Origin of the sequence: Butyrivibrio sp. AE3004 (assembly GCF_000703165.1) — a bacterium.
GTDB lineage: Bacteria > Bacillota > Clostridia > Lachnospirales > Lachnospiraceae > Butyrivibrio.
Genome location: NZ_JNLQ01000002.1, coordinates 3,319,713 through 3,339,923, shown reverse-complemented (window position 1 = coordinate 3,339,923; position 20,211 = coordinate 3,319,713). Strand labels below are relative to the sequence as shown.

At 37.3% G+C, this 20,211-nt stretch carries 16 protein-coding genes; 7 read left to right on the top strand and 9 right to left on the bottom strand.

The window, feature by feature from the left end:
• Positions 1 to 72: 72 nt before the first annotated feature.
• A complete protein-coding gene (locus tag BV60_RS0117335; RefSeq protein WP_081846802.1) occupies positions 73 to 1,197 on the bottom strand; it encodes a DUF3810 domain-containing protein in 1,125 nt (374 codons plus the stop codon).
• A 121-nt stretch (positions 1,198 to 1,318) separates the two neighbouring features.
• Between BV60_RS0117335 and BV60_RS0117330 the strand changes: the two genes are divergently transcribed.
• Together BV60_RS0117330 and BV60_RS0117325 are read left to right on the top strand one after the other, a co-directional pair.
• On the top strand, positions 1,319 to 2,014 hold the full coding sequence (locus tag BV60_RS0117330; protein WP_029323760.1) for a hypothetical protein: 696 nt from the start codon (positions 1,319 to 1,321) through the stop codon (positions 2,012 to 2,014).
• 225 nt (positions 2,015 to 2,239) lie between these two features.
• On the top strand, positions 2,240 to 2,755 hold the full coding sequence (locus BV60_RS0117325) for a hypothetical protein (RefSeq protein WP_029323758.1): 516 nt from the start codon (positions 2,240 to 2,242) through the stop codon (positions 2,753 to 2,755).
• A gap of 60 nt (positions 2,756 to 2,815) precedes the next feature.
• Here the strand turns inward: BV60_RS0117325 and BV60_RS0117320 are convergent, their stop codons facing one another.
• Entirely contained in the window at positions 2,816 to 4,195 is a 1,380-nt protein-coding gene (locus BV60_RS0117320; protein ID WP_029323757.1) for an MATE family efflux transporter, read from the bottom strand.
• A gap of 196 nt (positions 4,196 to 4,391) precedes the next feature.
• The gene (locus tag BV60_RS0117315; protein ID WP_029323755.1) at positions 4,392 to 5,057 is read right to left on the bottom strand and encodes a hypothetical protein; all 666 of its coding nucleotides are present in this window, start codon (positions 5,055 to 5,057) and stop codon (positions 4,392 to 4,394) included.
• Between the two features lie 213 nt (positions 5,058 to 5,270).
• On the opposite strand from BV60_RS0117315, the gene BV60_RS0117310 reads away from it, so the two are divergent.
• Entirely contained in the window at positions 5,271 to 6,023 is a 753-nt protein-coding gene (locus BV60_RS0117310) for an RluA family pseudouridine synthase (protein ID WP_029323753.1), read from the top strand.
• A gap of 40 nt (positions 6,024 to 6,063) precedes the next feature.
• On the opposite strand, the gene BV60_RS0117305 is transcribed toward BV60_RS0117310, so the two are convergent.
• The 3 genes from BV60_RS0117305 to BV60_RS0117295 are packed head-to-tail and all read right to left on the bottom strand — an operon-like array spanning position 6,064 to position 9,812.
• Complete coding sequence (locus tag BV60_RS0117305; RefSeq protein ID WP_029323751.1) at positions 6,064 to 6,753, bottom strand: response regulator transcription factor; 690 nt, start codon at positions 6,751 to 6,753, stop codon at positions 6,064 to 6,066.
• A 29-nt stretch (positions 6,754 to 6,782) separates the two neighbouring features.
• Entirely contained in the window at positions 6,783 to 7,910 is a 1,128-nt protein-coding gene (locus BV60_RS0117300) for a sensor histidine kinase (RefSeq protein ID WP_051656826.1), read from the bottom strand.
• Positions 7,911 to 7,928: 18 nt separating this feature from the next.
• Positions 7,929 to 9,812 carry an HD-GYP domain-containing protein gene (locus BV60_RS0117295; protein WP_029323748.1) on the bottom strand — a complete coding sequence of 628 codons (1,884 nt, stop codon included), beginning with the start codon at positions 9,810 to 9,812 and terminating at the stop codon, positions 7,929 to 7,931.
• A gap of 158 nt (positions 9,813 to 9,970) precedes the next feature.
• Here BV60_RS0117295 and BV60_RS0117290 point away from each other — a divergent pair, with 158 nt between their 5' ends.
• Positions 9,971 to 10,894 carry an alpha/beta hydrolase gene (locus BV60_RS0117290; RefSeq protein ID WP_029323746.1) on the top strand — a complete coding sequence of 308 codons (924 nt, stop codon included), beginning with the start codon at positions 9,971 to 9,973 and terminating at the stop codon, positions 10,892 to 10,894.
• 14 nt (positions 10,895 to 10,908) lie between these two features.
• Here the strand turns inward: BV60_RS0117290 and BV60_RS0117285 are convergent, their stop codons facing one another.
• Positions 10,909 to 12,471 carry a glucosyltransferase domain-containing protein gene (locus BV60_RS0117285; protein WP_029323744.1) on the bottom strand — a complete coding sequence of 521 codons (1,563 nt, stop codon included), beginning with the start codon at positions 12,469 to 12,471 and terminating at the stop codon, positions 10,909 to 10,911.
• A gap of 96 nt (positions 12,472 to 12,567) precedes the next feature.
• Here BV60_RS0117285 and BV60_RS0117280 point away from each other — a divergent pair, with 96 nt between their 5' ends.
• A complete protein-coding gene (locus BV60_RS0117280; RefSeq protein WP_029323742.1) occupies positions 12,568 to 14,241 on the top strand; it encodes a hypothetical protein in 1,674 nt (557 codons plus the stop codon).
• Between the two features lie 59 nt (positions 14,242 to 14,300).
• On the top strand, positions 14,301 to 15,374 hold the full coding sequence (locus tag BV60_RS0117275; RefSeq protein WP_029323740.1) for an undecaprenyldiphospho-muramoylpentapeptide beta-N-acetylglucosaminyltransferase: 1,074 nt from the start codon (positions 14,301 to 14,303) through the stop codon (positions 15,372 to 15,374).
• Between the two features lie 63 nt (positions 15,375 to 15,437).
• On the opposite strand, the gene BV60_RS0117270 is transcribed toward BV60_RS0117275, so the two are convergent.
• The gene (locus BV60_RS0117270) at positions 15,438 to 17,018 is read right to left on the bottom strand and encodes a glucose-6-phosphate isomerase (RefSeq protein WP_029323738.1); all 1,581 of its coding nucleotides are present in this window, start codon (positions 17,016 to 17,018) and stop codon (positions 15,438 to 15,440) included.
• 254 nt (positions 17,019 to 17,272) lie between these two features.
• Entirely contained in the window at positions 17,273 to 18,781 is a 1,509-nt protein-coding gene (arfA, locus tag BV60_RS0117265) for an arabinosylfuranosidase ArfA (RefSeq protein WP_029323737.1), read from the bottom strand.
• Positions 18,782 to 19,030: 249 nt separating this feature from the next.
• Between arfA and BV60_RS0117260 the strand changes: the two genes are divergently transcribed.
• Complete coding sequence (locus BV60_RS0117260; protein ID WP_029323735.1) at positions 19,031 to 20,209, top strand: cation:proton antiporter; 1,179 nt, start codon at positions 19,031 to 19,033, stop codon at positions 20,207 to 20,209.
• Positions 20,210 to 20,211: the final 2 nt, after the last annotated feature.

Genomic DNA, 20,211 nt, shown 5'->3' with positions numbered 1-20,211 from the left:
CTCCCATTATTCCTTATATTGTTATGATAGCAGATAGCGTAGGCTTTTATTGTAAAGTTATTATAAATTCCGCTATTTTGAGTAGTACTCAAGAAGCAGCAGTTCAACCACTCTGTCATAACTGGCTTTTCCGTCACCTACTCCATTTACTTTAAGAGTTGTATCAACAAAAGTATCCGCTGCCTTTTTAACAGTTTCGGTATCAATAACCGCTGTATCTTCAACCTTTTTCCAACTCTCCTTTGTCAGAAAAATATCATCAGCCTTTACCTGATCTGAAATGGCTACATGAGCCATATATTCATCTTTCGATACATTTTGGTAAAATGCATTGTTAACATAATTCAGTACTCCCAGATAACCACTGTACCTAAAGAACACATCATCCGATTCCATGCATGCAAGATATGCTAAAAAATTAGCTTCATCCTCAAAAATGTAGCTCTTTGTATGGGCAAGCTCATGGCACATTGTAAAAGGCTTATTAGTGACATACATAATATCGTTGTAATTAGCTTCCATAGAAAAAGGAAAATAATATCCCTGCATATATTGCTGGCTCATAAATCCCGAAAAGAAGAGCTGCTTTGGTCTCACATAATATCCCTTTAGTTTCGGGAATCTGTCCCCGAGCTTTGCCATCGATATCCTTGCCTGATCCTTCATTTTGTTTTCGTCATACGAAAACTCACCCTTTTCATCTCTCTTCACCCTGCCTGCAAGGCTGTTACATTCCGTAACAATATAATCCCTGAGCTCTGACAGTTCCTTTACAGTGAATTCCCTTTTGATCACCCTGCCTGTTTTTGATTCTGGTTCTTCTACATAAAAGCTGTCTGAAATCGGTGTGCAATGATAATTAATAAAGCAGTTAAGTGTCATGATAAGACAAATAATTGCAAGAAGCATAGGTGTGTATTTCCTGATTTTTCCGGAAAAGAATATCAATATAAGCCATATAAGACCTGCTATTATAAGTATTTCTCCGACAGAAAAAGGAAAAATCGATGTAAATCTCCCATATGTATTAACCCACAACGGGAATATCATACGAGTATATACATCGGAAAATCCCGTGATTGTCCACGATAGCACATTCAGAAGAACAGCTGTTGCAAATACATAAAATGCTTTGCTTTTTACAATTTGCTTAATTAAATAATTAATTTTTTTATTATCTGTTTTTATAGTTTCCATATAATTTATTATAGTCGAAAATGTGATGAAATATTGTCCGAAATATCCACCTATGTTAGCATACATATAAATTTGTCTTTGCAATTTTAATAATACTTTCAAAAGAAAAGGAAGTTTCCTTATGAAAAACAGATTTCATTTATATATAATGATATTTTTATTCTCTATATTTCTGTCTGCTTGTGGACTCTCAGATGAAAATCATAGCAAACTGAAAAATGCGCTTAATGATCTTACAACTCAGAAAGACTATGCAGAAGACCTTTACTCAAAGCTGACTACTGAAGACTTTAAGGAAGAACTCTCCGAGCTTTCTGAAAAATATAATGAGATAAAAGATCAGGATATTTCTAAATTAAAGAACAATCAGACGGATGATATGATTTTACAAATGGAAACTCTAAGAGACGCATATAAACAGACATTTGACCGTATGAACGATGAGCTTAAGACAGAAGAGAAAGCTGCAAAAGAAGAGGTTAAGCATATTGAAGTATTATGCAGAATTGAAAATAAATCCGGATCTGAACTCTCTTCTATAATTTTAAAGGATGTTTCCAAATCCACGGAATCGAAAAATTTCCTTGGAGAAAATAAGATTCTTTCGACGGGACAAATCCTGGAAGGGGCTGTCCTTCCTATATATTCAGACAGTACATCAAGGAGCATTTCGGTTACCGATACACTTGGTAATGTCACGGAATACCCACTGGATATTGAAGATATAAATTCTGCAGTGGGGAGTGGCATTTCCATCGTTATAAACGCCCCCGGAGGAGCTTTGGAGATTTCATCTTATTCTACAACTGAAAGATAAATCTCAAAGGCCTATGTCATAATGAATTACTTCCAAACACATTAATGTTTTAGTTGTTTGTCCATAATTTAATTACTTTACCACCGGACAGACCAAATTCTTGAGATTTTCTTAAAAATTGGGAAAAGGTGTAAAAAAAGGTTTAAAAGCCTTGAATTGAGCATTCTTTAGGACTATAGTGTTGGTGCAAGAAAAGGTAAAAAAGGGCAAAGAGGAGAATTCGTTATGACAAAATACAAACCAGGAGACAAAATTATCATATTAGATTATAATGGCAAACCTTTAGTACCTCAGGTTGTTGCAAAAATAGAAGAAATCTATCCTGACGGAAAGTACAGACTTGATCTTCCGGATGGAGCATGTTGCTTCGAATATGCCAATCATTTTGAAAAAGTAGATGATGAAACCTACAGCAAGTATCTACAGGCAGTTCATGAAAGAGAACAGGATCTTCCCCTGGATCTTAAGATAGACATCCGTAAGTTTGTTGCTAAACGTCCCCGACTTCGCAGAGAGATTTACAGAAATTACGAGCTTGATAAAAAATATGTAAGCGTCATTCACGCTTATGCCGGACGTATATCAATGTACGGACGTGCCAATATTCCCGAACAGTTTATTTGGGAATTTGAAGATGCCAAGCAGGGAATTGTAAAAACAAGATCTTTTTTCCACGATATAGATGAATCAATTAAAGAAGTTGAAGTACCGGATCAGGCTAATGCACCGTCAGTACTTTAATATTATAAAAAGACTAATTCAGAAATACTTCCGAATTAGTCTTTTTTTGTAGTCACTGTTTTAGTTGGATAGAGCCTTTGTTTTCCATCTTCCGAGTCTGTACATGATAAAAGTGATGAATGCACCGATTGTCCAGGTTATTAGCATTGACATCTGCATCATATAACAATTTCCCTGTGGCAGCTCCGGTGTTTTTGTAATATTAACAAATATATATGCCATAGGAACACGCATAATAATTGACGAAAACATTGAAATCCACATGGGTGTCATAGTATCACCGGCTCCTCTCATTATACCTGACAGGCACTGGGTAACTTCCATGGCAATGTATCCTATAATCAGAATAGACATCATATTATAGCTAAGATCAATCAAATCCTTGGTACTTGTAAAAATACCCATTATAAATTTTCCAAATATAAGTATCATCACAGAGAGGACAGCTGAAATTGTCATCGCCGCAAGTGTTCCGCTTTTGGCTCCTTTGGCAACTCTCTCAAGTTTGCCGGCTCCGATATTTTGTCCGGCAAAGGTAGTCATAGCACTGCCAAATGAAAATGCAGGAAGCATTACAAATCCATCAACACGCATAACAATTACATTTGCTGCAATATACTGCTCTCCAAAAGTATTTGTCAGGTTCTGCACAACAATCATTGACATTGAAAATATAGCCTGTGTAACCCCTGAAGGAAATCCAAGTTTTATCAGTGTATTGATATAATGGCTTTCAGGCCACAAATACTCTTTCTTTAAGTCAAATATATCTCTCATCTGTGTCAGTTTTCTTACGGAAAGAAATGCGGAAACAAACTGTGCAAGCACTGTAGCAAGAGCTACTCCCGCAACACCCATCTTAAAATACGCAACAAACACAAGGTCCAGGATCATATTTATTACAGTTGCAACAAGCAGATAGATAAGAGCTGAAACAGAATCCCCAAGTCCTCTCAGGATACCACTCATAATGTTATAGTATCCGCCTCCTGCTATCCCTATAAATATTATCCACAGGTAGCTTGTACACCAGTCAATAATACTTTCCGGTGTTCCAAGTAATTCCAAAATCGGCCTTGTTATGATAGGTCCCACTATCATAATAAAAAGAGATGCTATTCCCGTAAGGGTAATACTTGCTCCTATAGCCTTTGATAAGGCTTTCCTTTTCTTTGCTCCGAAATACTGGGAAACCATAATTGAGGCGCCTACAGCTACCCCCATGAAAAGCACCAGCATAAGGTTAAGAAGTGGGCCCGCACTTCCTACAGCTGCAAGAGCATTATCACCAACGAATCTGCCAACAATAATACTGTCAACAGTATTATAAAGCTGCTGCGCAATATTACCGAGAAGCATAGGGATTGTAAATTTAACAATCTGTTTCACAGGACTGCCTTCGGTCATATCCACAGGAGCAAATAAAGATTTAATATTCATATTTCCTCCATTTTTTATTTAATTCTGTGTTGGATTTATAGAACTTATCTCAGATAATCGATTTAACAGAGATACAGCAAATAAATATTGAATACAATCTTTATTGTAACACAAATTAAGTTATATATGAACAACAATAACTAAAAAACGGAAGATGATTATTGCTCATCTTCCGTTCGAAATTATATTTTTGAGATCAGTTTACAGCACCTGCTATAGCAAAGCCATTCTTATTCTTACCAAATCCTGCACTGTAATAATTGATTTTATGTGATTCATATTTCTTTTCTGTGCTGCCTTTAAGCTGCCCATTTCTCAGTCCGGCAAATCCCAAATGTATTCCTGTCATTCCCTGAGGAACATATACCTTATAACTGTAAACAACGTTTTTTCTCCATCCGTAGATGTAGTATGTATTACGTCCTATCTTTGCTGTAAGATTTTTGGCGTTTGAGGATTTCTCTTTGTTGAGTCCTCCGGAAATTATAATGTCTGAAAGGCTGTTACCTTCAGCGTCTACACATATCGAAGTATAGTCACTTATATGACCGCCTTTTTTCTCAGATTCCAGGACTGTTTTCTTAATATCATTTTTCGAAAGCTTTGCCTTATTAAGAGAAATGTTAACTTCATAAACATCATATATACCATCCGTAAGCTTCAAACCACTCTCAGAAAGAGTTGATGTCATTTTGAAACTTGCCGTCCTGGCCTTTGCTCCTTTATACATGGCCGTTCCGACTTTTCCTGATGATGCTATGGTAACCTTAGCACCTGCTGCCTGCACATTTACAGGTATAAAAGTAGCCGCAAGCGTAATTGCCAGCATCATTGCTGCAATCTGTTTAAAAATTTTCATCATTTTGTTTTCCCCCACTTAAAAAATTTAGTTATTGTATTTATAAAATACCAATAACACCACACAAAAAATATTATAATACACTTACGATTGATTTTAATATAAATAATTTTATAATTTAAAATATGCTTTTAATTTACACATCATTATTGAGAAAAGGTACCGTCGACAGACTGATATTCATCAGCTAAAACCAACATTTATAGATGAGGATTTATGGAAAAGATAAAAATTCTTTATGAAGACAGTGATGTACTCGTTTGTTATAAACCTGCTGGAATTGCTGTTCAAAGCAGTGGTGTCACTATTCCTGATATGGAAACTGCTTTAAGATCACAGATTCTTAGAAGTAGTGAAATAAAAAATAAAAGCACTGCTCTTCATGTAATACACAGATTGGATCAGCCCGTAGAAGGTATTATTGTATTTGCCAGAAACAAAAAGGCCGCCGCTTCTTTAAGTTCACAGGTTCAGTCAAGTGGTGATATGAACAAAACATATCTGGCAGTTGTTTATGGTAAATTTGCTGAAGGTGAAAATGAAGGTGAGCTCAGAAATTATATCTATAAAGATACAAAAACCAAAATGGCTGTAATTACAGATAATGAAAAGACTCTTTCCAAAAGCGGTGAGAAAGAGCATCCAAAAGAATGTCTCTTAAAATATAAAGCTATCCTGGAAACAGTCATTTCAGAATCTTCTTCAGATGAATTTATCACACTGGTAAAGATTCATTTAGAAACCGGAAGATATCATCAGATACGTGCTCAGTTTTCAAATATAGGTCATCCGCTACTTGGCGATCGAAGATATTCTTCAGCCATTAGTGATGAAGTATCAAAAAAGCTTTCTGTTAAGAACGTAGCTCTATGTGCATATAAGCTATCATTTAAGCATCCTTCCACAGGGAAACTGATGGAATTTGAAATCACACCATCCGGAAATATCTTTAATAAATTTCATCGATAATATAAAAGGCCGGCAGAAATAATCTGCCGGCGTCATATTTTTATACCTTAAAGCGATAACCTACACCCCAGATAGTTTCAATATACTGAGGATTTGAAGTATCAAATTCTATCTTTTCTCTTATCTTTTTTATATGAACCGTTACGGTAGCTATATCACCTATAGAGTCCATATTCCAGATTTTTCTGAAAAGCTCTTCCTTCGTAAATACATGGTTTGGGTTTTCAGCAAGGAAAGTAAGAAGATCAAATTCTTTAGTCGTAAAGCTCTTCTCACCTCCGTCAACATACACTCTTCTGGCAGTCTTGTCTATTCTAAGTCCTCTTATCTCCACAACATCATTTGATTCATGTCCGCTGCCAACGAGTCTCGAATAGCGTGCCATGTGAGCCTTAACCCTTGCAACTAGCTCTGAAGGGCTAAAGGGCTTTGTAATATAATCATCCGCACCAAGTCCGAGTCCTCTTATCTTATCGATATCATCCTTCTTAGCTGATACCATAAGAACCGGAACATCTTTCTTTTCACGAATTCTCTTACAGACTTCAAATCCATCCATTCCCGGCAACATAAGATCCAGAATCACAAGGTCAAATTCTTCATTCAGTGCAGTCTGCAATCCCACATCACCTGAGTTTTCAATTTTCACTTCGAAATCAGATAATTCCAAATAGTCCTTCTCGAGGTCAGCAATCGCTTCTTCATCCTCAACTATAAGTATTCTGCTCATACCAGTGGCCTCCTGTCTTTTTTATTGTTTTATACACTCTCAAAATCATGGTCTACCACAGCTTCTCCGTCAGCCTTTTCATGATACTCCATGTACTTACGAAGCACGAAGTGCATGCATGTACCCTCTCCCTCGTGGCTGGTCGCCCAAATGTATCCACCGTGATCCTCTATGATCTTCTTTACAATTGAAAGTCCTATTCCGCTTCCTCCCTGCTTACTGTTTCGGGATGAATCCGTTCTGTAGAATCTGTCAAAAATGTTCGGTATATCCTGTGATCCTATACCTTTTCCGTTATCCTCTATCTCGACTCTTACAGAGTCAACTTCATCAAGTATTCGGATATCAATATTACCTGTTCCATCGTCTCTTCCCAGGTACTTAACGCTGTTACTTACTATGTTGTTAACTACTCTCTTTAGCTGCTCCGGATCAGCTACTATCTGTGTATCCGGCGCAGTGAGATTAGCATAATTCAGTTTTATATCCTTACTGTCGAGATCCATTCCAATTTCTTCTATGCAATCTCCGAAATAATCACCTACAACTATTCGGGTGAAATTGTAAGGAATTCTATTGTTATCTATACTTGAGTACAGGGTGAGCTCGTTTATGAGATTATTCATATCATTTGCCTTGTTATAAATGGTACGAATATATTTCATCTGTCTCTCAGGAGTATCCGCCACTCCCTCCAAAAGTCCCTGTGAGTATCCCTTTATAGCGGTTATGGGTGTCTTAAGATCATGAGAAATGTTACTTATAAGCTCCTTGTTTTGTCCTTCTCTTATAACTTTCTCGTCAGCTGACTCTTTGAGCCTTAGTCTCATATCCTCGTAATTTCTGTAAAGCTCTCCGATTTCACCCTTATCACCTATGTCGGTTGGCAGCATATAATCAAAATTTCCGTCCTTAATATGCTGCATTGCCACATTTAACTCATCCACCGGCTCAAAAAAACCTTTCCTAAGCCAGGCGGTCAATATCAGACTTGTTGCTATCATTATCAGTGCAAAAGCTACAACCATGTAGGTTATAAGACTGGTGTAGGACTTAGCAACTGAGTTTTGTATGATTACAAATGAAGCAACAACCAGAATAAAAGGTAGAATTACTATTGTTGCCGATGTTATCATCAGCCTGGTTCTAAAACGCATGTATGCTCCTTAAGTATATCATATTTTAATATCCGGTATCTCTTCTTTAGCCTTGCCAAGAATTTCCTGCATTGCTTTATAATACAGATCGTATCTCCCCTGTCCTGTCACATTTTCCAGTTCCTCAATCAGCTTTGGTGAGCTTTCGATCACCTTTACAATTCTTGGATTGTATCTGGTGCCTGCTTCAGCCTGTAATTCCTTTAAAAGCCTTTTGCAGTCCTTACCTTTAGTATAACTTCGTGTAAGTATATCCGTACCTGCTTCTATTGAATCTGCAATTGAAATAAGATCAATTATTATTCTTATAGGTGATTTTGTATTATCATATGACAAAGGATATCCGTGAAGACCGTCATAATGCTTATGATGTCCCAATATAACATCGCCATAGGGCACAATTGCCGCATTTTTCTGTGCTTCTCTATATCCCACTTCAGTATGCTTTCTTATTGTTGCAAATTCCTTGGTATTAAGACTCCTGTTTTGTCTGTTTATGGTATCCGGAATATAGCATTTGCCTATATCATGAACCAATCCACTAATGGTTATAAATGATAAAAGATAAGCTTTATTTTTCTGAACATCCTCAGCAGACAATATGCCTCTTACTCCCACAAGAGCTTCGGGATCCTTGCTTATTATTTCATGCCCAATAAGAGTTGCAATTTTGGCAACCATCTGTGAATGTATATATGTAAAGGGCTGCCGTCTTACTATCATCTGCATTATAAACTGAACCTTATCAAGTTCGCTTGTAAGTACAGGCTCGACCGCATGATACCACTGTTCACATATAGGCTGCATCTCTCCTGTGAAAAACTTATACGGAATGTTTGATAAAACGGACATTGCTTTTGGCATAAACATTTCTGTATATTCTTCAAGTTTCCGTCCTTTAAGCTGCATTTTTTCAAGTACCATGATCGCAGTACATGCATACTTAAAATATCTCATTACAAGCTCATAGTTTACCGGATCATCCTTCGTAAAATCCGGTGTGGGAATAAGCTCATTTATGCTTTTTACTATTTTTTCAAATATTTCTTCGGATGAAATTTCTTTGCGGAGCCATTTATTAGTGATGCAGGTTCTAAATGCCGGAGACCCTTCTATATCTCCTCCGTTATTCTCTGCTCTTTTACTTGTCTCTCCGATAAGCTCTAAATACTTATCTCTGTCTTCTTCTGATAGTATTTCAATATTTTTGCACTTGGCCACAAAAGCATCTTCTGCAATTGATAAGTAGCGCTTTATATTTTCATTATCTTTATCCAGCTCCTGAACATTCTCGTTATCCCATAAAGTCCAAGCATCGTCATAGAGCCTTATACTCTCATTTTTTTCTGTATGAAAATTTGAGAGATAAATTATTAAATATGAATAGTCCTGGAAAATAAATTCCCTGATCTCGGGGCTTGATATCTGCGAATATCGACTTACCTCTCCAATAGATTTGCGAAAATATTCTATTGCAGTATTCATTCCCTTAGCATCTCCCAGGGAATGATAGAATCTGGCATATTCGCTTCCTAAAACATGATAAATTGCAACAAGAAACTCCGGTTCATCTATATCTATAAAAACCGGAAGAATACGCTCACAGAATTCGGTCAACACTACAAAGTCATGATGACCATCAAAGAAAAAACCTATGGCAAGATCATATAAAAGCTCTGCTTCTTCAGGGGTAATCTCATCAGAACAATTTTCCCACAGCTCTGCCATAAGCTCTTCATTCTCTTCGAATACATCACGCATAACATATGAGCGCTCAGAAAGAAGCTGAATCCAATCAAACGGATCCTGCAGAGTAAAAAGCTGATCTTCATAATTTTTAAGCTTTAAAGAGTTTTCAGTGTAAAGCTTCCTGAATTTCTCTGCAAGTTTTCTTTCTAACATATGTACCCCTCATATACACTAAAGAAAAAATATTGCAAAATATCAGTTAGAATTATAATACCATATTTCGTAAATATGCGCTATTAAACTTAGCATCAATTGCACAATTTAGTAGTATTTGCTAAAATTTTAGTACACTAATATTCAAGGAGGTTCCCATGAGTAAAAAGCGAAATTTCGTAATATTTGGCTTGTTGACTGCCCTTATGGGAGGAGGCGTTGCTGCAGCATCTATCTTCTATGATTTAGCAGTTGTACCAAAAAAGAAAACTCAGGAAGAAATTGATTCCAATCCTATTGATACAAAATCCGTAAAATGGCTTAGAGAACTGCCGGAGCGTGAAGATTTACACATTAATTCCATAGACGGATTAAGACTTCATGCACATTTTATTAAGGCAAATACAGAGAGTCATAAATATGCCATTTGTATTCACGGAGTAAACAGTGATGGTGAGTATATGGCATTATATGCAAAGCATTATCATGATATGGGAATAAACGTCCTTCTTCCTGATAACAGAGGCTTTGGTGAAAGTGAGGGTGATTATACCGGATATGGTTACTTTGATCGTCTCGATATATTGGAATGGATATATTACATCTTAAGAATGGATAAGGATGCCCGTATTCTGCTGCACGGAACCAGTATGGGTGCTGCGATAACACTTATGACTACCGGAGAGCATCTTCCCGATAACGTTGTTTTTGCTGTTGCAGACAGCAGCTATACAACACTTACGGAGGAATTCACAGATGTTTATAAGGGCATGAAGAGCTTTGTACCACCTTCAGTTGCGATTTTTGTAATTCGTCTGCTTATACTTCTAAAATGCGGCTACGATATTAATAAGGTTGATGTTCTTAACGCAGTTTCAAAGTCAAAAACACCTACTCTTTTTATTCACGGAGATGAAGATAGCCTGATTGATCCGCAGATGTGTGCACGACTTTATGAAAAATGTTCCGCACCTAAGCAGTACTGCCTCATACTTGGTGCAAACCACGTAAAGGGAGCTTACGTTGATCCGGATAAATATTGGAATAAAATAGACAGTCTTATGGAAAAGACCGGGTATTAAACCCGGCCTTTTCTTTATCTGTCATCTTCATTTAATTTTATAACCCATATACCGTCAATCTTTTTAGTACATCCGCTTGCAGGATATGAAGGCATATTTTTAAACTCTTCTGTTTCCATGAGCTTATCTTTTTGCTCCATGGTCACATCTCCTGTGTCTATACCTAAGAATATCTGAATAAATCTGTCCCTGTTGGTAGGAAGGAATATAAGATCCTCAAGAGTTGCCCCTTCAAAATCAACCAGCTCTTTTCCATTCATATTATGACTTGAAACAGGAAGAGGATCCGGATAAAAGCCTCCAAGAATAACCATGGGTTCGCCATATTGATAGCCTTCAGTATCCTCAAGCTTGGTAAATATTCTGTTGTAGTACTCCATGACACGGTTTTGCGCTATATAGCTCCTATAGTATGCATTATTTATCATTCTGGCACTCGAATATGCCTCCAGTATAAGCACGATAAATATTAAACCTGCAAAAAACACTGCTGCTTTTTTTGTTTTCTCACCTGCAGCCTCCGCTATTCTCTCCATACCTGCAATCAGGAAAAAATAAAATACGCTGTATGAATATATCATTACAGTTGAAGCATGGGAGAGCTGAGGAGCCATTACATAAACAAGTCCTAAAGCAAGCGGTAAGATCAAAATAAGAATTACTGAAAGTATACATCTTAGAAGATTCGAGTATACCTTTTTCCATACAAAAAGCAGTATTATGACAGCTATTAACATTACAACAAGAATTCTGTTAAATAATGTGGGAGCCCCCTTCATAAAGCTCTCAGGTGATGTCACAAAGTACTGAAGAACCCGGTGATAAGCTCTTGCCACAGCATACAAAATATCAACAGGCGCAGTGTGTCCTATATCACTAAGTCCTTTATAGTCGCTTAAATCCACAAATTTAAGACTTATGAGATATCCTCCCATAGCTACAATGAGACCAAAAAGGCTTCTGATTCCTTTTTTTATCACCAGCAAGTTGTTCATTCCATCAATCAGCATAAGAAGATATGCAAGGACAAACAATGAAACAGAAAGCCCAAAATAAGCCTGATAACATGCCATACTAAGGAACTGTAATAATGCTCCCAGTATAAAACCAAACTTATATTTTATCGTAATATGAACATTTATTACGCTGGCGAGAATTGATAGAGCAAAGGTAGGTGCAAGATACATATAGTACATATTACTTGCAGTACTTGGAAGCGTGATCATCATTACTCCAATAAGAACTGCACCTGTTATACTCTGAATCTTCAATATTTTAGTTATCACACAGGCTGTTAAAGATAAAATAATTATTGCCATTATCCCGTTTAATGCAGGATTAGACCAGGCAGAGAAAAGATCATGTACAGGCTCCTGAAACCATCTGCCAAGAACTTTTCCGCCACCTACTCCGGGAACGCAAACAAGATCGTCAAGGTTAGTTATCTTGTTTGACAGCATCAAAAAATGAACCAGTATTCCCGTTGCCAGACTGACAAAAAAGCAATATCTGTATTTTTTCGGTATGTCATTTATTATTTTATTTAAAAAGTCAGGTACTTGCGTATTATTCTCCATATACAAGCTCCTTTTATATATTAAAATCGAATTCAATTATAACAGAAAATATGATAGTATGAACAGAATGATATTATATACAGAGGTTTTATATAAATGAAAAAAGATCTAAATTTTCCGTTATGGTTTTTTCTTGTTAATCTGATCACACTGGTGCTTTTCCTTGCGATTTTCAACTTTAAGTATCCCATAAGATATGCAAACATGGGAGGCGATAACATCTGGCAATCCGCTTCTACCATAAAATATGTAAATATCTGGCTCGAAGAAGGTGCGGCCTCTATGCATTTTACTGCCTGTGAAAACTACGCTTCAGTTGAATTTCAGAGCTTTAATGACAGGATTCCCTTTATAAGCTATCCAAGCGGACATATAGTACTTGTCTTTCTTTGTGCCAAGCTGACAGGAAAAAGCATGATTAATATTTCCTTTGTAAAACATCTCCAGATGATTTTGTTTGCAATTGAATCACTGCTTTTTTCCGGATTTATATTTGTTCTTTTGTGGAAGCACAAGATAGGAAGCTATCTTGTGCGCACTTTAATTTCAGTATCTACGGTAGTCCTATGGATGCTTCTTCCGGTTAACGCATGGTATCTTCCAAATGTATTTTTCACAGATCAGAGCGTCATTTTTTATGTAATGATCTTTTTATTCCTCGAACTTCTCATGTCTATTCCGGCGATAAAGGAACATAAATATGTTTCTCTGGCATTCAGAATCCTTCATTTTTTTACAATTTATGCCGGAATCCTAACAGATTACTACTTCTGGATTCTTGCTTTCTTTGTTTTTGTAATGAGGATTATAGGGCTTATTCTTGAAAAAAGAGACCTTAAAACTATTGTAAATGCAGGTTTATCCTATGCTGTTCCTGTATGTTTTGCTGTAGCAACTTTCTTTATTCAGCTCCAGTTTGTTGATGGATGGCTTGAAACTCTTAAATACAAGTTAAAATTCAGAACAGGCTCAGATGACAGCCTTTCTGCAATAATATCAAGACTGGTTGAGAATTTTACTTCCGCTTTTACCCAGGAACAGAGAAGTTTCATGCTTTATCTTTGTCTTTTTCAGCTGATCACAATTGTTATTGCCTTTTTGACATTAAAAAAGGGTTCCCGGGTAAAAACTCTTTTTACAAACTCAGATATTGCTTTGATTATAGCTTCTTATTTTGCAGTTGCATTTCAGATAATAATGCTTAAAAACCATTCGGCTGTTCATGAATTCTCAATGATGAAGGCAGGATGGTGTGTAGCGATGACAATTCCGATTGCAGCTGTCAGTTATTCACGTGCACTCAATGTGGGGGGTAATTCAGACGAAAAATTATATTTCCTTGGCAAAAAAGTTTCTCCTCTCATTCCGGCATTTGCTATCAGTTTCTTTATAATCGTACTTATAACAGGTATTCCTACTTCAACCTCCAAATATATAGTTTCAAGAGATGGAGAGGCTGATTATACTTTAGATGAGTTTCTTTACAGAAATACAGACTATAATGATGTCTGCTTTTCATTAACAAATGAGATAACCTATGAGCCACCTATGGACCTTACTATATCGCATGAGAGAGTTTATCTTATTGATTCGGTTGATGAGATAGACACTATGTTTCCTGAGCTTTCAAGTGATGCCACAAAGCTCCTTCTTGTGGATGAAAATGCTATGGAACAGAATCCCGAATTAAAAGAAAATATCATGGATGTAGTAAATTCCTCAAAAATCAGAGCCATGGATAAAGGCTATATCCTTTATGAGCTTCCCTGATTTTATGAATACAATATATAAAGATTTGTGGTAATCTTATCTAATAAGGAGATATAAAAATGTCAAAGAAAATAGTTTTAACAGGCGGAGGAACTGCCGGTCATGTTACACCAAATATGGCCTTAATTCCCGAGCTTAAAGAGATTGGATATGAAATAAGCTACGTTGGCTCACATGAAGGAATTGAAAAAAAACTGATAGCCGATTTTCACATCCCTTATTATTCGATTTCTACAGGTAAGCTTAGAAGATATTTCGATCCCAAAAATTTTTCAGATCCCTTCCGTGTTATGAAGGGTTTCTTTGAAGCAAGACAGCTTTTAAAAAAAATAAAGCCAGATGTTGTATTTTCAAAAGGGGGTTTTGTTTCTGTTCCTGTTATAAGAGCAGCTGCCACTCTCGGTATTCCCTGTGTTTTACATGAGTCTGACATGACTCCCGGACTTGCAAACAAGCTTAGTTTTTCTTCCGCAAAAACCATCTGTTGTAACTTCCCGGAAACCCTGGAGCTTCTTCCTCCCAACAAGGCTGTACTTACAGGTACTCCTATCAGAAAAGAGCTTATGAGAGGTTCAAAGGAAGCAGGAAAAGAATTCTGCGGTTTTAAGGATGATAAACCTGTAATAATGGTAACAGGCGGAAGCCTTGGTGCTCAAAGCATTAATGAAACCATACGCTATGCTCTTCCGAGACTCCTTCCAAGCTTTAATATCGTTCATCTGTGTGGCAAGGAAAAGATGGATAATTTAAAACTCAATGTTGAAGGCTACAAGCAATTTGAATATGTTAAAAATGAAATGAAAGACATTTTTGCTATGGCTGATGTAGTAGTATCCAGAGCCGGAGCAAATGCCATATGTGAGCTTGCAGCGCTTAGAAAACCCAACGTACTTATCCCTCTTTCAGCAAAGAGCAGTAGGGGTGACCAGATTATTAATGCCAAGTCATTTGAACAACAGGGTTTTTCTGTTGTAATTGATAACGAAGAGCTTGATGAAGACATCCTTGTAGAAAGTATTTTTGATGTATATGAAAACCGCGAAAAATACATTAAGAAAATGAGTGAAAGTAATCAGTCAGGTGCAACTGAGACTATATTGAAGATTATCGAAGAAGCTTCAAAAAATAACTGACGAATGAAATTCTCATTCGTCAGTTTAACCGGATCCTTCCCCAAAGGGGGAAGGATTTTTTTATCATATATTAAGAAGATCACTATAAACAGCAAGTGCGCCTTCTGTCTCGTGTGCAAGAACCTTCTTTGCAAGAACCTTTCCGAGCTGGACACCTTCCTGGTCAAAGCTGTTAAGATTCCATACAAATCCCTGGAACATAACCTTGTTCTCGAAGTGAGAAAGAAGAGCTCCAAGTGACTTAGGATTAAGCTCATCACCAATGATGATGCTTGAAGGACGGCCACCTTTAAAGTTCTTATTGAGATTTTCATCCTTCTTACCGCACGCAAATGCAACAATCTGAGCTGCTACGTTAGCACAAAGCTTCTGCTGGCTTGTACTTCCCTGAATATCAACATCATTCTGAAGCTGGCTGTTCTTGAAACCTATGAACTGCATCGGGATAACGTCTGTACCCTGGTGAAGGAGCTGATAGAAGGAGTGCTGTCCGTTTGTTCCGGGTTCACCGAATATTACAGGACCTGTCACATAATCGATAGGTTCTCCGAAACGGTTAACGCTCTTACCGTTTGACTCCATATCAAGCTGCTGAAGGTGTGCAGGGAATCTGCTAAGTCCCTGTGAGTAAGGAAGTACTGCTGTGGAAGGATATCCAAGTATGTTTCTCTCATAGAAACCAATCATTGCGTCAAGCATGGCAGGATTCTTCATCAAATCCTTTTCTGCTGCAAGCTTATCTTCCTCTGCTGCACCTTCAAGGAACTGTGCAAATACATCGGGACCAAAGGCAAGTGAAAGAACCGCTCCGCCAACTCCTGATGTTGAAGAATAACGTCCACCTATATAATCATCCATATAAAATGCTTCAATGAAATCATCTGATTTAGCAAGAGGTGATGTCTCTGAAGTAACTGCTATCATGTGCTTAGAAGAATCAAGTCCTGCCTTCTTAAGAGCATCCATTACAAAGCTCTGGTTTGTAAGAGTCTCAAGTGTGGTACCTGATTTTGATACAAGAATAAAAATAGAATGAGCAACATCAACACTGTTAAGAACTGCTGATGCATCATCAGGGTCTACATTACTGATGAACTTAGCTTCCATCTTAAAATTGCCTGTTCTGTGTGCCCAATTCTCAAGAGCAAGATACATAGCTCTGGGACCAAGGTCGGATCCACCAATACCAATCTGGACTACAGTTGTGAATTTTTCGCCCTTCTCATTTGCAATTTCACCTGAGTGAACCTTGTTTGCAAAATCTGCGATTCTCTTCTGCTCTTTCACATAGAACTCTCTCTTGTTAACACCGTCAGCCATAACATCATTGCCAAGCTGACCTCTTGTAAGCTGGTGAAGAACCATTCTCTTCTCACCTGTGTTAATTACTGCTCCATTATAGAGCTCCTCAAACTTCTCGGAAAGCTGTGCTTCCTTGGCAAGCTTATCAAGTGCTGCAAGAATATCATCATCAACCTCTTTAGCTGCATAGTTGTAATCAAGACCTGCTGCCATTTTTACTGAATATTTCTTTACTCGCTCAGCACCTGAATCTCCTGTCATTGCTGATACGAGATCAATGTGTTTTACCTTTTTAAGCTCATCGAATGAACTTAATGTGTCAAGATTTTTCCAATCTGCCATCTTGTAGAATCCTCCCTTATTTTTGGTATTACATCTGCCAACCAATCCTAAAGCAGGTAGCACATGTAATATTTCTACTTTCGCGTTCAAGTTTAACAAAACTTGATAATACTCGCAATATTTAAGTCCTTAAATATTGATTAATAATAGTTGTAATATGAAATATTAATTTATATATAATATAAGAATCCTGATTAAAGCCTTATAGCCGACTCGTTATGAGCCGGCTATTTTAAATAAAGGGCTTTATAAACTTATTTAGCGAGACGAATTACATTCCAGCTCTTTGAAGGAAGGATTGCATTAAGAATTCCATTTTCAACCTTTGCGTCCTTACCTTCTGTGGGAGCTACCGTATTAGGCTTCTTCTCAGTATTAACAGCCTTAAGGTCATCATTTGTGAGTATGATGTGATCAACAACCTTGTAGCCTGCATACTGACGAAGGTCACATGTAAGCTCGAAATCATCGGTAAGATTCTTATTTACGGCAAAGATCGTAATTGTCTCATTTTCATCATCTGCTGTAACAACACTGTCGATGTAGGGTGCGTCGCCGTGCTTACTCTCATATGAAGATGACTTAACAACTGTATTAAGTACAGTTCCTCTTCCATAAAGGCTTGCATGCATATAAGGATAGAAAATTGTCTGTCTCCATGAACCTGTATCGCTTGTCATAATGGGAGCAATAACATTTACGAGCTGGGCAAGGCATGCGATCTTAACTCTGTCTGCATGACGAAGAAGTGTAATCAGCATTGAACCAACAAGAAGTGCATCCTCGAAATTATAAACATCTTCAAGCTGATGAGGATGTTCACACCATTTCTCAAGCTTCTTATCCTGCTCATTTGAATGATACCATACGTTCCATTCATCAAAGGAAAGATTGATAGTCTTATCCTTTCTCTTAACGGCCTTAACATAATCACAGATTGAAATTACCTGTGAAATAAACTTATCCATAGCTACGCTGCTTGCAAGGAAGTTCGGTGTATCGTCTTCAGGGTTGCCATAGTAAGTGTGAAGTGACAGATAATCAGCCGAATCATAGCTGCACTCAAGAACTGTCTTCTCCCACTCACCAAAAGTATCCATGTAAAGTGAAGATGATCCGCAAACAACTGTCTCAATTGAAGGATCAACAAGCTTCATGATATGACCTGCTCTTCCTGCCTTCATACCATATTCCTGAGCTGTCATATGACCTATCTGCCAGGGGCCGTCCATCTCGTTTCCAAGACACCATAGCTTAATGTCATGAGGATCCTTAACACCATGCTTTATACGCATATCACTGTAATAGGTTCCACCTTTTATATTACAGTATTCAACGATATTCTTTGCGGCATCAATATCTCTTGTACCAAGATTTACTGCCATCATAGGCTTTGTATTTGCCTTTTTGCACCAATCCATAAATTCGTTAAGTCCAAACTGGTTAGTCTCAACAACATTCCATGCAAGTTCTATTCTTCTCGGACGTTCTTCCTTTGGACCCACACTGTCTTCCCAATTAAATCCCGATACAAAGTTTCCTCCGGGATATCTTACTATCGGAACATGAATTTCATTTATAAGTTTAAGGACATCACTGCGATAGCCATTTTCATCTGCATTTTTGTTTCCGGGCTGATATATTCCCTCATATACTGCTCTTCCAAGATGTTCAAGGAATGAACCGTAAATTCTGTCATCAATTTTGCTGATTTCAAAATTCCTGTCAATGCAGAGCTTTACCTTCTGTAATTCCTTTGCCATTATGTAACCCTCCAAATTAGAAATAATTGATTTTTTGTTTTTGATAATAGTAATTATTCTACAATTTTATAACTAATTAAATGGATTTTATTCCGATTTTATTGACTTTTTGTCCGACTGGTTATATTAAATAATTATCATATATTTCCTTGATAAAACCTGCCTTCGGGCATACAATGTTATTTGGCAAAAATCTGTATTACTTTTTTGCCAACGATAAAGCTTTAAGAAATCGGAGAAATATAAATTATGGATACTTTAGAAATTTTAAGAAACCTTGCTATTATAATCATAAGCGCAAAAGCATTCGGCCTTTTAGCCAGAAAGCTTAAGGCTCCTCAGGTTGCCGGAGAGATTATTGCCGGCCTGCTGATTGGCCCTACTCTGTTAAATATTGTTTCTACGGATGACTTCCTTGCAGGTATGGCAGAAATCGGCGTTATCCTCCTGATGTTCAGTGCAGGACTAGAGACCGATATTGATAATCTGAAGAAATCCGGTGTAAAGGCAACAATTCTTGCCTGTGGCGGCGTTTCTATCCCTCTTATTTTAGGTACACTTCTTTATATGTGCTTTTATGGCTTCCAGAGTCCTAAAACCAGTGGTTTCATGCAGGCTCTCTTCATTGGAACCATACTTACCGCAACATCTGTAAGTATCACTGTACAGGCACTTAAGGAACTTGGAAAATTATCCACAGATATCGGAACAACTATCATGAGCGCTGCAATCATTGATGATGTTATTGGTATTGTCGTACTTACAGCAGTACTTGGGCTTAAGGATCCAAACGCCAATCTGGGAGCTGTATGCATCAAAACAGTTATTTTCTTTGTTCTCTCCCTTGTTCTTGGAATACTCATTTTCAAGATTATGGAAAAATTCGATAAAAGATGGCCACACACAAGAAGAATCCCCATCATGGGAATGACGCTTGCATTTATTCTTGCTTACGTTGCCGACAAATATTTTGGAGTAGCTGATATCACAGGCGCATATGTTGCCGGCATAATTTTAAGCTCACTTGATGATTCAGAATATATAGACAGAAAAATGGACATTAACTCATACATGATATTTGGGCCCGTATTCTTTGCAAGTGTAGGTTTACAGACAAACTTAAAATCCGTAGATTTTACAATACTAGCCTTTTCAATTGCTTTTGTAGTTGTAGGTCTTCTCGGAAAAGTTGTAGGATGCGGACTTGTTGCCAAAGTTCTTGGCTACAATTCTTCGGATTCATTAAAAATCGGTGTTGGAATGATGACAAGAGGAGAAGTTGCTCTTATTGTCGCTCAAAGAGGACTTAAAGCCGAGATTATTGACAGCAGATATTTCACAGCCGTTATTTTGCTTATTATTATAAGCTCTGTACTTACTCCTATTATTTTGAAAGCAATCTATGCTTCAGATGCTAAAAAAGCCTGATT

Excerpts from the sequence above, each read along its gene's own strand:
- BV60_RS0117335 (WP_081846802.1), bottom strand. The coding sequence starts at position 1,197 with ATGGAAACTATAAAAACAGATAATAAAAAAATTAATTATTTAATTAAG.
- BV60_RS0117330 (WP_029323760.1), top strand. The coding sequence starts at position 1,319 with ATGAAAAACAGATTTCATTTATATATAATGATATTTTTATTCTCTATA.
- BV60_RS0117325 (WP_029323758.1), top strand. The coding sequence starts at position 2,240 with ATGACAAAATACAAACCAGGAGACAAAATTATCATATTAGATTATAAT.
- BV60_RS0117320 (WP_029323757.1), bottom strand. The coding sequence starts at position 4,195 with ATGAATATTAAATCTTTATTTGCTCCTGTGGATATGACCGAAGGCAGT.
- BV60_RS0117315 (WP_029323755.1), bottom strand. The coding sequence starts at position 5,057 with ATGATGAAAATTTTTAAACAGATTGCAGCAATGATGCTGGCAATTACG.
- BV60_RS0117310 (WP_029323753.1), top strand. The coding sequence starts at position 5,271 with ATGGAAAAGATAAAAATTCTTTATGAAGACAGTGATGTACTCGTTTGT.
- BV60_RS0117305 (WP_029323751.1), bottom strand. The coding sequence starts at position 6,753 with ATGAGCAGAATACTTATAGTTGAGGATGAAGAAGCGATTGCTGACCTC.
- BV60_RS0117300 (WP_051656826.1), bottom strand. The coding sequence starts at position 7,910 with ATGCGTTTTAGAACCAGGCTGATGATAACATCGGCAACAATAGTAATT.
- BV60_RS0117295 (WP_029323748.1), bottom strand. The coding sequence starts at position 9,812 with ATGTTAGAAAGAAAACTTGCAGAGAAATTCAGGAAGCTTTACACTGAA.
- BV60_RS0117290 (WP_029323746.1), top strand. The coding sequence starts at position 9,971 with ATGAGTAAAAAGCGAAATTTCGTAATATTTGGCTTGTTGACTGCCCTT.
- BV60_RS0117285 (WP_029323744.1), bottom strand. The coding sequence starts at position 12,471 with ATGGAGAATAATACGCAAGTACCTGACTTTTTAAATAAAATAATAAAT.
- BV60_RS0117280 (WP_029323742.1), top strand. The coding sequence starts at position 12,568 with ATGAAAAAAGATCTAAATTTTCCGTTATGGTTTTTTCTTGTTAATCTG.
- BV60_RS0117275 (WP_029323740.1), top strand. The coding sequence starts at position 14,301 with ATGTCAAAGAAAATAGTTTTAACAGGCGGAGGAACTGCCGGTCATGTT.
- BV60_RS0117270 (WP_029323738.1), bottom strand. The coding sequence starts at position 17,018 with ATGGCAGATTGGAAAAATCTTGACACATTAAGTTCATTCGATGAGCTT.
- arfA (WP_029323737.1), bottom strand. The coding sequence starts at position 18,781 with ATGGCAAAGGAATTACAGAAGGTAAAGCTCTGCATTGACAGGAATTTT.
- BV60_RS0117260 (WP_029323735.1), top strand. The coding sequence starts at position 19,031 with ATGGATACTTTAGAAATTTTAAGAAACCTTGCTATTATAATCATAAGC.